Genomic DNA, 15,940 nt, shown 5'->3' with positions numbered 1-15,940 from the left:
CATTACCTCCCTATCCCTTTTAAACAAATTGGCCCACTTTCACATGCCCTTTTAATAGATTCCGTGAGATGATCAGTTTTTGAATTTCATCAGTACCATCATAAATCCGCCACAGTCTTGCTTCACGGTACCAGCGTTCGATGGGGAGCTCTCTTGTGTAGCCCATCCCTCCGTGAATTTGAAGGACCCGATCCACTACCCGATTGCCCATGTTGGATCCGTACAGCTTGGCAATCGATGCAACATGGCGATTATCTTCCCCTTGATCCAGTGTGAATGCTGCATTTAGCACAAGCCATCTGGCAGCTTCGATTTCCACGGCAGAATCAGCGATCTGCCATTGAATCGCCTGTCGATCCGCTATTGGCTTTCCAAATGTCTCTCTTTCTTTGGAATAATCAATCGCCATTTGCAGTAAACGTTCTGCTGCGCCTACCGCTTGTGCACCCACAATCCAGCGTGCGAACCCGATCCATTCCAGGCCTAGATTGTAGCCACCATCGATTTCACCCAGAATATTTTCTTCAGGCACACGCACATCATCAAAAAACAGACTGGCAGGTCCCCATTCCCCCATGGTATGAATGTATTCAGATGTCCAACCCATGCTTCGATCAGCAATAAAACAGGTTACTCCGTCCCGACCCGTTCTACGATGCTTTTCCTTATCAGTCACCGCCATAACCATGACAAAGTCTGCATCATTTCCGCCCGTAATAAAGGTTTTTTCACCATTTAACACCCACTCATTTCCATCCTTCACTGCGGTCATCCGGATGTTTTGGGTATCGGACCCGGCTCCCGGTTCCGTCATGGCGAAGCAGGACTTTTTCTCTCCGTTTATCGTGGGAAGCAAATAGTTTTTTTTCTGTTCTTCGTTGGCATAGTATAGGATGTTATCTGCATAACCCCCGAAACTGAAAGGCACAAAGGTTTTGGATATTTCCATATAAACAATGGCCATCATCATTTGCCCGAGATCTGCTCCGCCGTACTCTTCTGGTGTATTGATCCCCCAGAACCCCGCTTCCTTTGCTTTTAACTGCAGCTCATTACTTTTCTCCGGGGAAAGACTTGGTTTTCCTTCCCGTTCATTTCTTAGCACTTCATTTTCTAATGGTATTAGTTCTCTCTCAACAAACTTACGAATCGTTTTTTGGATCATCCTTTGTTCATCTGATAACCTTAAGTTCATCCATATTCCCCCCCTATAAGATGGATCTTATACTAACCATCTAGTATTATGGCTGCAGGATTACCTTTCCTACCGTTTTTCTTGCTTGCATGAGTGTATGGACCTTAGCTGCATCCTTTAAAGGAAATACATGACCAACCGTTACTTTCAATTCCCCGGACGCGACATAATGAAAGATTTCATGAAGGGTTTTCTGCGTTAGTTCAGCATCTCTCATAAGAGGAGGCAGGAAGAACCCGATAACAGACTGATTCTTTGCCATCAGAGAAGAAGGATAGAATCTGCTCTGCTCCCCGCTTGCTACTCCGTATATGACCATTCTCCCGAAATAGTCGAGACATTTTAACGTCTTATAGAAAACATCACCACCTGCCATCTCCAATGCCAGCTTTACACCCTTTCCATTTGTGGCTTCCAGAACTTCTGCTTCCCAGCCCTCTTGAGTGTAGTTGACTAACACGTTCGCACCCATATCCTCAGCCAGACGTAACTTTTCTTCTGTGCTGGCCGTAGCGATGATCTTACCTGCACCAAATCGTTTTGCAAGTTGGACGGCAAGCAACCCGACGCCACCAGCCGCTGCATGAATGAGGACCGTTTCTCCCTGCTGCAACCTTCCCAAGGTTTTTAATATATGATAGGCACTTAATCCTTGAACAGGGATGGCGGCCGCTTCTTTGAAATCCAACCCATATGGGAGCGGGATCACCGAACGCTCATCTGTCAGGGCAAATTCTGCATAACCTCCGGAATCCATCATGGCTACAACCCGGTCTCCCTTTCTTACTCTCGTCACATCTTCTCCCACTTCAGTGACGATGCCTGCCACTTCAGAACCCGGGATATAGGGGAGTGGGGTTTTTACCACATATTGCCCTTCCCGCCTAGCTGTATCAGCATAATTGACTGCAGATGCATGAACTTCAATAAGGACTTCTCTCCCCTTAGGCACCGGAACATTTACATCCACATTTTCTAATACATTAGGGCTTCCAAACTCTTTGAACTGAATGGCTTTCATCCTGATCCCTCCTATTTTCCAGAAAAAGATGGTCTTCTTTTGTTTTTAAATGCTGAAACTCCCTCAGCATGATCTTCAGTTGAAATCATCAAGGTTTGTGTGATACGTTCTTGTTCAAGTATCTCATCCAATGATGAGGTGAATGAGCGATCAATCATTTTCTTCATCATTCCATGGGCTTTACTTGGCCCCGAGGCTAACTCTCCAGCCCAATCAGCGGTTTCCTCTTCAAGTCTTTCAGAAGGTACAATACGGTTTACCACACCTAAGTCATACATTTTTCCGGCAGCCACAGGTTCTCCTGAAAAGAACAATTCTTTCGCTAAATGTGGACCGATGATGCGTGGAAGAAAATACGAACCTCCTCCATCGGAAATAAGACCTACTTTAGAAAAGCTTAAAGCAAATTGACTATCTTCTGAAGCGATAATCAAATCACAGGCCAGGGCTAAATTAAACCCGGCACCTGCTGCAAAGCCGTGTACCGAGGCGATGACCGGTTTATCTATTTCTTTTATTGCATTAATGCAATTATTTAATATCCCGATGTGCTCATAGACTTCGGTTGATGTGGCGCTCCCCATCGTTTTCACGTCGCCGCCTGCAGAAAAGGCCCTCCCGGCACCGCGAATCACAATGGCCCTGATTTCCTGATTATGTTCTGCCTGCTCCAGCGCTTCAACGATTCCCGTAAGCATGTTCTCATCAAAGGAATTCAAGCTATCCGGTCTGTTTAATGTCAATGTCAGTACCCGGTCAGTGGTTTCTAGTTTTAAAGAGGATTTCATCGTTTTCGTTCATCTCCTTGTCTTTATTCCTGGCGACCTGATGCAGCTTGATTCCCCAGGGTGATCAACGATTTCGCAAACCGATCAAATTGAGAAAATCGTGAATCTCTCGTTTGCCCCATCTTAAAGCGGTAATAGATTTGTTGCACAATGACTGCGAGCTTAAAATATGCAAAAGATAAATAAAAATGGATATTGTTCACGTCCCTGCCGCTTTTCCTGGCATATTCTCCGATAAATTGCCTTCTGCTGTAAAAACCGTCCATAATCGTTACTGGAGGCTTCCCAAGACCGAATTTTAATAACTCGGGATCATCATTCTGTATCCAATACCCCATAGCGACACCTAAATCTGCAAGGGGATCGCCAACGGTCGCCATCTCCCAGTCAAATAACCCCACCATGGATGTCAGGTCAGAAGAAAACATGGCATTGTTTAATTTAAAATCATAATGAATGATGGTCGATTCAGCATTACCTGGAACATTCTTTATCAACCAATTTGTCAGCTGATCGACTTCGCGGATCTCACTTGTTTTGGCACGCTCGTAACGTTTGATCCACCCGTATACTTGTCTTTCCATAAAATATTCGGGCTTGCTGATTTCATGAAGAGTTGTTTTTCGGTGATCAATGGAATGAAGTTCAACCAGTTTAGAAACCATTTCCTCCGATATTTTCCTGCAGACATCTGGTGTCACATGGAGATGCGGGGGAAATGAAGTATCAAATACTTCACCCTTTTTTCTCTCCATGATAAAAAATGGGCTGCCTACGATCCTTTCATCATCAGAAAATACATATGGCTCCGGTGTAACCCCGAATAATGGCTGTATTTCTGAAAGGATCCTATATTCTCTTTTCATATCGTGGGCCTTCGGTGCGACCGGTCCCAATGGAGGGCGTCTCAGTACACCTTCCCATACACCCATTTTAAGTAGATACGTAAGATTTGAGTGTCCCGCAGAAAATTGTTTAATTGAGAGCTCTTCATGAAGGAGGTGAGGGAAATGCTCATTCAAAAAGCTTTTTAGATTGGTGGCATTCAGCTCTTCTCCTTCTCGCACCGGTACCGTTTCATACCCTGTTTTTCCAGACATATTACCCCTCCAATATTAAGAATATTCAGTTTTTTCCCAGTGCAGATGGGTGTTTAACTGCGCCTTTAACAACTCAGGGATCATTTTGGTTTGCTGCTCAAGGAAATCAAAATAAACGATCACCGCATTTCCCTTTGCGATCAATTGATGGGTTTTCGCACATAAGATATCATGCTCTAACTGAAAGCTCTTTGATCCAATTTTTGATAGATAGGTGGTAATTTTCAGCTCTTGATTAAAATACCCTTGTGATACAAAGTCGCATTTGGTAGAGGCCAGAATAAAACGCCAGTCTTTCACATCCATATCAAATCCGAGTGATTGAAAGAATTTAATTCTTGCTTCTTCTAAATAAACAAAATAAGTTGTATTGTTGATATGACCTAATGCATCGGTTTCGCAAAATCTACTCGTTACCGTAATGGTTTCCATTAGTCCGCCATCTCCTTATATAAATACTAACCAGTTGGTATGTTGATTCAAAAGGAAACCCTGTAGATGATTTCCCCTTTACTCTTTCTCAATCCCTTTTAATACCATATTGACAAAAGTCCGGGCAATTTCCTGATCGGATTTCGCACCATCAGGCTTATACCATTGATAGCTCCAATTCATCATACCGAGAATTCCAAAAGCTACAATCGAAACGTCAAAGTCCTCATGAAAGTCTCCGTTCTTCCTACCTTCTTTCAGGAGAGTTTCAATATTATAGCGATACATATCCCGCTTAGGCTCAATGGCTCCCAGACTTTCCTTGCTCAAGTGTCTCATTTCTCTAAAAAACACTTTCGCACTGGCCCCTTGCTCTTTAATGTCCAGAATGGAAAGATGGACAATATCATAAAGTTTTTCCATGTAGCTCTTCCGCTCATCGCCAAGAACTCTTTCCTGTTTAGATAATAAGCCATCAATATAGCGCATGTGAATTTCCTTTAACAGCTCTTCCTTACTGGAAAAATAGTAATAAAATGTCCCTTTCGTTACACCGATGGATTCTACGATGTCCTGGATGGAAGTAACGGTAAACCCTTTTTCATCAAATAAGCGTACAGCATGTTCTGTAAGTTTTTCTTTCATCTGAAATCCTCTCAATCTGCAAATCTCACCTGAATTATATCATATTACGTCACGCTTTCACGCAGAGCCCTTCGTAATATTTTCCCAACACTCGTCTTTGGAAGCTCCTCACGAAACTCAATGATTTTTGGAACTTTGAATGATGACATGTTCTCCTCACAGAAATGGACCAATTCTTTTTCGGTTGCCTGTTCACCTGACTTTAAGACGATTACTGCCTTAACCGTTTCTCCTCTATAGGAGTCAGGGACACCGATTACGACAGCTTCCTGTACGCTTGGATGCTCGTAAATTATTTCCTCGACTTCCCGGGGATAAACATTGTATCCTGATGCAATGATCAAATCTTTTTTTCGGTCCACAATCGAAACATAACCTTCTTCATCCATTCGGGCGATGTCTCCCGTGTAAAGCCAGCCATCTCGAAGGGCGTGAGCAGTCTCTTCAGGTAAATTCCAGTAGCCTTTCATTACTTGAGGGCCTTTAATAATGAGTTCGCCCACATCTCCTAAAGGAACCTCCATAGTGCCCGTTGCTAAATCGACTACTTTATAGTCAGTGGATGGAAATCCGATTCCAACGGTTCCCGGCTTTCTTTCTGCAAAAGCCGGATTGCAATGAGTCGTTGGAGATGCCTCAGATAATCCGTATCCCTCTAATATTTTCGCCCCTGTTTTCTTTTCGAATTGATTCAATAGCTCAACTGGCATTGGGGCGCTTCCGCTATTACAAAGCTTTATTGAATCAATGCCGTACTCTTCTGCCTGAGGATGATTGGTGATCGCCACGTACATAGTCGGCACACCTGGGAACAGGGTGGGCTGTTCGTTCTTAATCGTGGTTAAAACTTCTGTCAATTCAAACCTCGGGAGCAAGATCATTTCATTTGCTGAATAGACTGCAAAGTTCATACATGAATTCATCCCAAATACATGAAAAAACGGAATCACACTCAGGCTTCTTTCTTTCCCAGTTTCAATGCTGTCTTTAAAGAAGAGTTGACTTTGAATGACATTTGAAAGAATGTTTTTATGAGTGAGCATGACTCCCTTGGATGCACCGGTAGTTCCACCCGTATATTGAAGGACTGCCACGTCTTCTTCAGGATTGATCGACACCTCGGATACTTCACCATTTCCCAACCTTAAAAATTCATCAAAGGAATAATCCGAAGCACTGTTATCCCCCTGGAGGCTGACTATGATAATCGTCTTGATCTTTGTTTCCTGTTGTATGGATTTGACCATATGATAAAAACGGTCCAATACAACGATTGTCTCAGCTCCCGAGTCATTTAGCAGATGGATTAATTCCCTTTCAACTGACATCGGATTCACCTGTGTGACTATTCCCCCGAATGTAAGGATTCCATAATAAGAGATCACATATTGCGGACAGTTCGGGAGCATGATCGCCACCCTGTCTCCTTTCTTCAATCCAATATGTTGAAAGGATGAAGCAAGCATGGAGACGGCACCTTGAAGTTCACCATACGTTATCCGTTTTTGATAAAAGCTAATACATGGATGATCCGGGAATGAAGAAACGGTATGTCGAAGCATTTCTGGTATTGAAAAATCAATCGCAGGAATTTCAGTCTCATACGCTTCAGGGTAATGACTGAGCCAAGATTTAGTTGTCATAAAATCATTCCTTCCATTTCAGATTACTCATATACTAATTCTGCATGTACCTTAAAAGATTAATCCTCCACCATCAACAGATAGTGTAGCACCGGTTATAAAGGACGCCTCTTCAGAAGCTAAAAACAGAATCGCTGATGCGACTTCTTCTGGATTTCCAATCCGTCTTAGAGCATTTGATTGAGAGATAACCGACCATTTCCTCTCATCTTTCTTCCAACCATTGATGATGTTTGTATCAATAATCCCAGGCGCTACTGCATTCACTCGAATATTATCCTTTCCATATTCCAGGGCAGCATTTTGTGTCAGTAGTATGACACCACCTTTAGCCGAATTGTAGGCTGACACGTATTTGCGGCCCTTTAAACCGAGAAGGCTCGATACATTCACAATTACACCATCTTTTTTCATCAATTCAGGTACAGCATACTTCATTCCCAGAAAAATGCTCTTTAGGTTTGTATCCAATACGGCATCCCATTCGTTTTCGTCCAGGTCAATACTCCTGACTTCCGACTGGCCGATTCCTGCATTATTGATAAGGATATCGAAACCTCCGAAATGTTCCACCGTTGTATGTACGAGGGATTGAATGCTTTCACTTTCCCGCACATTCGTCTTGACAAAAAGTGCACTTCCTCTTTTTTCGTGAATGAGTCTGACCGTTTCTTCACCACTTGCATCATCCAGATCTGCTACGACCACAGCAGCACCTTCTTTTGAGAACCTTAGTGCTGTAGCGCGCCCAATTCCTCCGCCCCCTCCTGTAATAACGGAAACTTTCCCTTGTAATCTCATCATCATCCAACTCTCTTCCTAGCTCTCTACAGGAGAAGCTTTTTCGTGTTTTCTCAATTCCAATTTTGCCAATTGAGCACGGTGTACTTCATCAGGTCCATCAGCAAGTCGCAGAGTACGGGCACTTGCCCATTGAGCTGCCAACGTGTAGTCATCCGATACTCCTGCTGCCCCGAACGCTTGAATGGCCCGGTCAATCACACGTAAAGCCATAGAAGGAGCCACCACTTTAATCATGGCGATTCCCTGTTTTGCTGCTTTATTGCCGACTGTGTCCATCATGTAGGCTGCTTTCATCGTAAGAAGACGGGCTTGTTCTATTTCAATTCTTGAATTCGCAATCCATTCTCTTACGACCCCTTGACTTGCCAATGCCATTCCAAATGCATCACGATCCTGAACACGCTTACATAATTCTTCAAGTGCCCGCTCTGCTGCACCGATCAATCTCATGCAATGATGAATTCGCCCCGGTCCCAACCTTCCTTGAGCAATAGCGAAACCTTTTCCTTCACCCCAGATTATATTTTCTTGAGGAACTCTTACATCGGTAAAGGTGATTTCACCATGACCATGAGGGGCATGATCGTAACCGAACACAGGAAGCATACGTTCAATTTTCACACCTGGTGCATTAAGTGGGATGATAATCATTGATTGCTGTTCATGACGACTCGCTTCTGGATCAGTTTTTCCCATCAAAATTGAAAAGCTGCACCGAGGGTCACCGGCGCCTGATGACCACCATTTCTTCGCGTTAATAATGTATTCGTCTCCATCCCGGATGATACTCGCCTTTATATTCGTTGCATCGGAAGACGCGACATCAGGCTCAGTCATAGAGAAACAAGAACGGATATCACCATTTAGAAGTGGGATAAGATACTGTTGTTTTTGAGTGGGAGTCCCATAACGTTCCAACACTTCCATATTCCCTGTATCAGGTGCATTGCAATTAAACACTTCAGGGCCGATCAGAGATCTCCCCATGATTTCACAAAGAGGGGCGTATTCTACATTATTGAGCCCGGCTCCATATTCGCTTTGAGGAAGGAATAGATTCCATAGCTCCTGTTTCTTCGCTTCGGCTTTTAATTCTTCCATGATTGTAGGAACCCCACTCCAGCGGGTTTCTTGCATATTGAGCTGTTTCTCATAGAGAGATTCATTCGGGTACACGTATTCTTCCATAAAACGGGATATTCTATTTTGATATTCTTGTACTTTTGGAGAATAGGAGAAATCCATTTCAACCACCCTTTCTTAACCAAAACATATGTTACTTCGCACTCGGTTACATCGCTGAGGAACCACCGTCTACGACGAGAACTGAACCAGTGACAAAATCAGATGCACGAGCCGCCAGGAAAAGTGCCGCTCCTTTTAGGTCGTCTTCCGTACCGAATCGATTTAATGGTGTGCCGTTTAAAATGGCTTCCCCTGCATGAGACAGAATTCCTTTGGACATTTTTGTTGGAAAGAATCCCGGGGCGATTGCATTCACATGAATCCCTCGGGATCCCCATTTCACGGCTAGATCCTTCGTGAAATTGATGACCGCTGCTTTACTGGTACTATAGCCGATGGCATCCATATAACGTGGGTCTGTACCTTGAAGCCCTGCTACGGAAGCGATGTTAATGATTTTTCCTCCCTGTTGCTCAAGCATTATTTTCCCCACGGCCTGTGACATAATAAAAGTACCGTTTACATTCACATTGATAACTTTATGCCAGGCATCAAGAGGCATTTCTTCTGCAGGTGCCCCCCAGGAAGCACCACTGTTATTTACTAAAATATCAATGCGGCCGAACACCTTCTTTGTTTCATCTACAACACGCTGTACGTCTTCAGGATTAGTGACATCACACTTCAATGCCAGTGATTGGACACCTATTTCTTCTAGTTCCGTCTTCACGCCTTCACATGCTTCAACGTTTCTCGAGCATACTACAACGTTTGCCCCCGCTTCAGCAAACCCTGTCGCGATTTGTTTTCCCAATCCTCTGCCCCCTCCTGTCACAAGGGCTACTTTACCTGATAAATCAAATAATTCATTCACATGCATGTTCGTGCCTCCTCATCTTTACAGCATTTCAATCACACACCCAAGATACTAACCAGTCGGTATGTTTAATTCTATAGTAAAGAATATAGTCTGAATTTTCAAACATAATCACTCTAAATAACTTAATTTGTTTTCATACAAAAGTAAAACTGGCTCATATATGAATGAGCCAGCCCACTTGTTTAAGCTTCCGCTTCAATGATTTCTTTGTTATACGTTTCGCTATCCAAATCCCCTGTCACTTTACTTGTTATCACTCCGGATGTCATCGCACCACTCACGTTAACAGCTGTCCGCCCCATGTCAATCAAAGGTTCAACAGAGATCAATAGACCAGCTAACGCTACCGGAAGATCCATGGCGGATAGAACAAGGATAGCCGCAAATGTAGCTCCGCCTCCGACGCCTGCAACACCGAAGGAGCTAATGGCCACCACTACGATGAGCGTAAATATAAAGGAAGGAGTTAATGGATTAATCCCGACAGTCGGTGCAATCATCACTGCAAGCATGGCAGGATACACACCTGCACAACCGTTCTGACCGATGGATAACCCGAAGGATCCCGAGAAGTTGGCAACCCCTTCTGAAACCCCCAATTTATTCTTTTGTGTTTGAATATTAAGTGGAAGTGTTCCGGCGCTGGATCTCGACGTGAATGCAAATGCTAATACAGGAAATACTTTTTTCATATAAGTGACCGGATTTAAGCCAGCAAGAGTAAGCATGATTAAGTGAATCGCAAACATGATAATCAAGGCCACATAAGATGCTCCAACAAATTCTCCTAGCTTCATGATGGCATCGAAATTACTTAATGCCACTGTTTTAGCCATGATGGCCAACACACCGAATGGAGTAAGTCGCAGTACCAATGTCACAATTCTCATCACTACAGCATAGACAGAATCAACGATCTTCTTGAAGAATTCGGCAGCTTCAGGCTCTTTGCGTTGAGCCCCCAAGTAAGCGATACCAATGAAAGCTGCGAATATCACGACAGCGATGGTTGAGGTTGCTCTTTGTCCCGTAAAGTCCAGGAACGGATTCGCAGGTAGAAGCTCGAGAATTTTTTGAGGATAACTCTGACCTTCTAAAGACGTTGCTCTCTCCTCTAATTGAACACCCCTTGCCGCTTCTGCCTCTCCTTGATCTATCTGAATCGCTTCCAAATCAAAAGCCACGGTCGTTGCAATCCCGACAGCAGCAGCAACAGCTGTTGTGCCTACCAGCAATCCTATGATCAGCACAGAGATCTTCCCTAAATTATGAGACCGTTTTAATTTAGTGAAAGCTGATATAATAGACACAAATACTAAAGGCATGACAATCATCTGAAGTAGTTTAATATAGCCGGTTCCGACGATGTTAAACCATTCAATAGATTGCATGACATTTTCATCCCCGGCTTCATATACCCACTGTAATCCAAGACCAAATAAGATCCCCAGCCCCAGAGCGGTAAACACCCGTTTTGAAAACGAAACATTTTTCTTTTGCATATAAAGTAATACACCAATGAGAACAAGAAACACCAAAATGTTTAACAAAACAAACCAGACATTCATTCTTACCCCTCCCTCTTATCGTTGATGATGATACAAGTTAGACCGAGGTCTACTGTATAGTATGATGAGGGAGGAAGAGATATGTTTCTATAGTGGTTTTATTTTTTATTGTGGATCTATTACATCCGTAAAAGCTTTTGTTGGACAACTTGGGCTAAGTTTTCCGTGCGGAAGGGATGTTTTGAAATCTCAGAAATGACTGCTACACCGTCAGCACCTGCTTCCAATACTTGAGAAGCATTTCCGGTATGAATGCCTCCAATCCCGACAAGGGGAATATCGATACCATTTGTTCTTAATAGTTGGATGATTTTCGGGCCACGAACCTCGCTACAATTGTTCTTTGTATTGGTAGGAAACATTGGACCAACACCAAGATAGTCTGCCCCGGACTCCAAAGCTACCCTGGCTTCATTCACGTCATGAGAGGAGACACCTAGTATTCTATTTCCTATTTTCCGACGGACTATTTCTATTGGTTCATCCTCCTGACCTATATGTACTCCATCAGCATTCATATATAACGCCAGCTCCACATCATCATTCACGATAAAAGAAACACCGTATTTACGACATAAATGCTGCAGCTCATGAGCCAGCTCAACTTTCGCATCACCTTCCAAAGCTTCCATACCTTTTTCACGAAATTGAAACATGGTAACTCCGCCTAAAAGGGCTTCCTCTAATACATGTGCCGGATGCTTCTCACAATTAGGGCTTCCCATCACAAAATATAACTGCAGACTTTCTCTTAGATTCATGCATTCATACCTGCATGGTACGCCCAATGATTCGTAGGTCCGTGCTCACTCCCAATGCCCAGTGAGTCACTGATCGCGGCAGTGATAAATTGTTTGGCAGTTTGGACAGACTGATTGACCTTAAGTCCTTTTGCTAATTGTGCTGTAATGACAGCAGAGAATGTACACCCTGTCCCGTGAGTATGTGGTGTGAAGACTCTCGGACTGCTAAACTCATAAAATCTTTCTCCATCAAAGAGGATGTCAGTCGCTTGACTAGATTGAGCATGAGATTGATGCCCGCCTTTTATCACCACATGTTTAGCCCCCATTTGGAACAATATTTTAGCCGCTCTTTTAATGTCAGCTTCAGTGAGGATTTCATGCCCGGTTATGGCCTCCGCTTCAGGAATGTTCGGCGTGACCACAAACGCAAGGGGGATCAATTCATTGATCAGAGCGTTAACGGCTTCCCTCTCCAATAAAGCTGCTCCCCCTTTTGCTATCATGACAGGATCCACAACGAGCTTCTTCCAGGAGTGTAATCGAACAAAGTCGGCAACATGAGAAATAATTTCTTCGTTTACCAACATGCCCGTTTTGATGGCTTTGGGAGGTAAATCTTCAGCAATCGAGGTTAATTGATCAATGACAGCCTCAGCTGATAATGGATACACACCTTGTACACCTCTAGTATTTTGCGCCGTCACTGCTGTGATGGCAGACATTCCATAGACATTCAGCTCCTGAAACGTCTTGAGGTCTGCCTGGATTCCAGCCCCTCCGCCACAATCCGATCCGGCAATCGTCAATGCTTTTTGAATCATATTGTTCTCCTTTCTTTATCCCAAATAACGATGATAAACCGATTTTGCTTCCCTTATATCTTTTGTTCCGTGAATGAGAGTACGCCCATCACGAAAGAGTACGATTCGATAGGATTCAACCTCGAATGAAATCAAATATGGATTTCTAACAACTTGTTTCCCTTGGAGTTCTAACGATTTTGATCGTTCAATAAGATCGATGTCAGGTTTTGCAACTGGACGGATCTGAACTGAATCCCTTCCACAAAGGACTGCTGTTTTGGTTTGATTTTCGTATTTCAGACTGGGGAATGTACGATGCTCTCCACATGAAGGGCATCCATCCCTTTTCAGCTTGCTCACATCCAGGGAAGTATGCTCATTTTTCCATAAATCAAACGAGACCACTTTATTACCCAGTGCCTCCATGTCTTCTACCAGTATCTTTAATGCTTCAGTAGTTTGATAGGCCACAACTGTGGAAACGGCAGGGCTGATAATGCCCGCTGTATCACAGGTCATTCCACCGATTGGAAAAGTGTCGATCAAACATTGAAGACAGGGAGTGATACCGGGAAGAATAGTGAATGATATTCCGTAACTTCCAACACAAGCACCATAAATCCAAGGAATGGAATATTTTTGAGAGATATCATTTATGATCATTCTTGTATCAAAGTTATCCGTTGCATCGATGATAAGATCTACGTTCTTGGCAAGTCTCAACATCTCTTCTGGCATGGCATCCAGTATATGCTCTTCAATATTCACAGTTGAATTAATTGCTAGGAGTCTTTTTTTTGCCGCTACAGCTTTTGGGATGCGGTTTCTTGCATCTTCCTCGTTATACAGCTGCTGACGTTGTAAATTACTCCATTCTACATAATCACGATCCACAACCGTCAACTTCCCGATACCAGCACGCACCAAGGCTTCTGCATTGCCTGTCCCCAGTGCTCCCGCCCCGATCAGCAACACATGTTTATTTCTTATTAACTTTTGTCCCTCTGATCCGATGGGGTGAAACAGCGTTTGTCTTGAATATCTCTCTTCTATCAAACACTCATCCCCTCCACTGGGCTGCTTGCTGTTGCATAACGTTTCTTCGGAATTCTTCCAGCCTCATATCCGAATCGTCCCCCTTCAATCGCCAGCCTCATAGCATTCGCCATCATAACGGGATCGTTCGCAGAAGAGACGGCTGTATTGAGTAATACAGCGTCTGCCCCGAGTTCCATTGCAAGAGCTGCATCAGAAGGAGAACCAATTCCTGCATCCACAATGACCGGTACCTTTGTTTGTTCAATAATGAAACGGAGATTGACTGGATTGATGATTCCCTGTCCAGAACCTATAGGGGACGCGCCCGGCATGATGGCATGTGCCCCTAACTCTTCCAATCTCCGTGCAAGAACAACATCGTCAGAAGTATAGGGAAGTACTGTAAAGCCTTCTTTTATTAATTCTTCTGTTGCTTTCAGTGTTTCGACGGGATCGGGCAGAAGCGTTTTATCACATCCGATCACTTCTACCTTAATCATGTCACAGAGCCCTGAAGCTCTTGCTAATTGTGCATGTCGGACTGCTTCCTGAGCACATTTAGCCCCTGCTGTATTCGGTAATAATGAATAATTCTCAAGATTCAGTTGTTCTAAGAAATTAGGTTGACTAGGCTCAAAGATATTCATGCGCCTTACCGTGAACGTAAGAATTTCTGCACCGGAAACCTCGACAGCTCTTTTCTGAATATCAAAGTCAGGGTATTTTCCCGTTCCCAGTAATAGTCTTGAATGGAATGTGTACTTTCCGATTTTCAACATTTCAACCGCCTCCTACAAATTGGACTAACTCTAAGGTATCCCCTTGTTTCACTTTGGTGATCTTGTGCTCCTCTTTTTCAAGGATGGTTTGGTTCTGTTCAACGATGATCATTCGGTTTTCCAGGTTAAAATGATGAATCAATTCCAATACTGTTGAAATTGATTCCGGTACCGTGACCAGTTGTCCGTTAATTCGTAATTCCACCTTCTCAGCTCCTTACGTATGTATGTAGGGGATGGGATTCCTTCCCCTCTATCAGATCTGCCATTATTACCCCAGTTATTGGCGCCAGGAGTATACCATTACGGTAATGCCCCGTTGCAATGGAAAGTCCCTTCCATTTTTCACTTCTCCCCATAAACGGCACCCCTTGTTCCGTTTGAGGCCGTATCCCGGCCCAAGCTTTTTCCCACTTGGCATCAACCAATTCTGGAAGGATGGATGTGGCCAAATGGATAAGGTTCATTAATCCCCCTGTGGTAATCGTTTCATCGAAGGTATGGGGGTGCTCTGTTGCACCGATTAAAAGACGCCCCCCAGCTTTTGGAACAATGTAGCAGCCTTCTGTAAAGATGGTCCTCTCCACTATTTTTCCAGGGACTTTAACGGAAAAACATTCACCCTTAACTGGATAACTTTTGAACTTCATTCCCAGTCGATCCAAGAGGAATCGACTCCAAGCACCGCCAGCTACAATCGTTTCATCTGCATAAAAGTCACCTTTAGACGTCCTGACTCCAGTAATTTTGTTTCTCTCTTTCATAAAATCATACACGTCTGTATATTCACTGATTTCTGCACCCTGCAAAATCGAAGCCGACCCCAAGGCTTGTGTAAGCTTTGGTGCTGAGACGTTCCCATCCTTCGGAATATATAATCCGCCTGCCACACCTTTTGAAAGATGAGGTTCATAGGAAAATAGAATGTTGGGGGAAAGCCATCTAATTTGTTCCCCATGGGGAGCTTTAGAAGCCGTTTCTACTAACTCCTGGACTTCCTCCTCCGTTCTCGCCAGCTTAATCATTCCATTTTCCACATATTCAATGTCCATTCCACTGATCTCTTTTAAATCCGTCGCTAAAGAAGGATACATATCACGGCTCTCCTTCGCCAGATGATACAAAGGGCCGTCCCCCTTCAATTCGGTTTGAACGCCTAGCATGCCTGCAGCTGCTTGCGATGCTTTTCCTGCCAGTCTATCCTTCTCTATCAGGAGAACTTTCTTTCCTCTTTTGGCCATTTGATAAGCAATGGAGCAGCCTATCACCCCTCCACCAACAATCAAAGCATCAAACTGTTTTATCAAGCTACG

17 protein-coding genes are annotated in these 15,940 nt (G+C 43.8%); all 17 read right to left on the bottom strand.

Going from position 1 to position 15,940, the window contains the following annotated elements:
- Positions 1-19: 19 nt before the first annotated feature.
- Complete coding sequence (locus tag ACQKFO_RS04275) at positions 20-1,195, bottom strand: acyl-CoA dehydrogenase family protein (protein WP_427597064.1); 1,176 nt, start codon at positions 1,193-1,195, stop codon at positions 20-22.
- A 46-nt stretch (positions 1,196-1,241) separates the two neighbouring features.
- Positions 1,242-2,216 (bottom strand): quinone oxidoreductase family protein, encoded by a 975-nt coding sequence (locus tag ACQKFO_RS04270; RefSeq protein WP_427597062.1) that lies wholly within the window; start codon positions 2,214-2,216, stop codon positions 1,242-1,244.
- An 11-nt stretch (positions 2,217-2,227) separates the two neighbouring features.
- Positions 2,228-3,004: an enoyl-CoA hydratase/isomerase family protein gene (locus tag ACQKFO_RS04265; protein WP_427597061.1), complete on the bottom strand. Its 777-nt coding sequence runs from the start codon at positions 3,002-3,004 to the stop codon at positions 2,228-2,230.
- A gap of 23 nt (positions 3,005-3,027) precedes the next feature.
- Positions 3,028-4,104 carry a phosphotransferase family protein gene (locus tag ACQKFO_RS04260; RefSeq protein WP_427597060.1) on the bottom strand — a complete coding sequence of 359 codons (1,077 nt, stop codon included), beginning with the start codon at positions 4,102-4,104 and terminating at the stop codon, positions 3,028-3,030.
- Positions 4,105-4,119: 15 nt separating this feature from the next.
- Entirely contained in the window at positions 4,120-4,536 is a 417-nt protein-coding gene (locus ACQKFO_RS04255; RefSeq protein WP_427597059.1) for an acyl-CoA thioesterase, read from the bottom strand.
- Between the two features lie 78 nt (positions 4,537-4,614).
- Positions 4,615-5,181: a TetR/AcrR family transcriptional regulator gene (locus ACQKFO_RS04250; RefSeq protein WP_427597058.1), complete on the bottom strand. Its 567-nt coding sequence runs from the start codon at positions 5,179-5,181 to the stop codon at positions 4,615-4,617.
- 44 nt (positions 5,182-5,225) lie between these two features.
- Positions 5,226-6,824 (bottom strand): long-chain-fatty-acid--CoA ligase, encoded by a 1,599-nt coding sequence (locus tag ACQKFO_RS04245; protein ID WP_427597057.1) that lies wholly within the window; start codon positions 6,822-6,824, stop codon positions 5,226-5,228.
- A 51-nt stretch (positions 6,825-6,875) separates the two neighbouring features.
- Complete coding sequence (locus ACQKFO_RS04240) at positions 6,876-7,625, bottom strand: SDR family NAD(P)-dependent oxidoreductase (protein WP_427597791.1); 750 nt, start codon at positions 7,623-7,625, stop codon at positions 6,876-6,878.
- Positions 7,626-7,643: 18 nt separating this feature from the next.
- Positions 7,644-8,873, bottom strand: a complete 1,230-nt coding sequence (locus ACQKFO_RS04235; RefSeq protein WP_427597056.1) for an acyl-CoA dehydrogenase family protein — start codon at positions 8,871-8,873, stop codon at positions 7,644-7,646.
- Positions 8,874-8,919: 46 nt separating this feature from the next.
- Positions 8,920-9,693 (bottom strand): SDR family oxidoreductase, encoded by a 774-nt coding sequence (locus ACQKFO_RS04230; RefSeq protein ID WP_427597055.1) that lies wholly within the window; start codon positions 9,691-9,693, stop codon positions 8,920-8,922.
- Between the two features lie 182 nt (positions 9,694-9,875).
- Positions 9,876-11,261, bottom strand: coding sequence for an L-cystine transporter (locus ACQKFO_RS04225; protein WP_427597054.1), 1,386 nt, complete (start codon positions 11,259-11,261; stop codon positions 9,876-9,878).
- 119 nt (positions 11,262-11,380) lie between these two features.
- Complete coding sequence (gene thiE, locus ACQKFO_RS04220) at positions 11,381-12,022, bottom strand: thiamine phosphate synthase (protein ID WP_427597053.1); 642 nt, start codon at positions 12,020-12,022, stop codon at positions 11,381-11,383.
- Positions 12,019-12,828: a bifunctional hydroxymethylpyrimidine kinase/phosphomethylpyrimidine kinase gene (gene thiD / locus ACQKFO_RS04215; protein WP_427597051.1), complete on the bottom strand. Its 810-nt coding sequence runs from the start codon at positions 12,826-12,828 to the stop codon at positions 12,019-12,021. Before thiD ends, thiE begins: the two co-directional genes overlap by 4 nt.
- A 15-nt stretch (positions 12,829-12,843) precedes the next feature.
- A complete protein-coding gene (locus tag ACQKFO_RS04210; protein WP_427597790.1) occupies positions 12,844-13,863 on the bottom strand; it encodes a thiazole biosynthesis adenylyltransferase ThiF in 1,020 nt (339 codons plus the stop codon).
- A complete protein-coding gene (locus ACQKFO_RS04205) occupies positions 13,863-14,627 on the bottom strand; it encodes a thiazole synthase (protein ID WP_427597049.1) in 765 nt (254 codons plus the stop codon). Before ACQKFO_RS04205 ends, ACQKFO_RS04210 begins: the two co-directional genes overlap by 1 nt.
- A gap of 1 nt (position 14,628) precedes the next feature.
- Positions 14,629-14,832: a sulfur carrier protein ThiS gene (thiS, locus tag ACQKFO_RS04200; RefSeq protein WP_427597048.1), complete on the bottom strand. Its 204-nt coding sequence runs from the start codon at positions 14,830-14,832 to the stop codon at positions 14,629-14,631.
- Positions 14,833-14,836: 4 nt separating this feature from the next.
- Positions 14,837-15,934 carry a glycine oxidase ThiO gene (gene thiO, locus ACQKFO_RS04195; RefSeq protein ID WP_427597047.1) on the bottom strand — a complete coding sequence of 366 codons (1,098 nt, stop codon included), beginning with the start codon at positions 15,932-15,934 and terminating at the stop codon, positions 14,837-14,839.
- Positions 15,935-15,940 lie beyond the last annotated feature (6 nt).

Origin of the sequence: Rossellomorea sp. NPDC071047 (assembly GCF_050270195.1) — a bacterium.
In the GTDB taxonomy this organism is placed as follows: Bacteria; Bacillota; Bacilli; order Bacillales; family Bacillaceae_B; genus Rossellomorea.
Note: the sequence above shows the minus strand (reverse complement) of the source record. Positions and strands in the feature narration are given on the sequence as shown.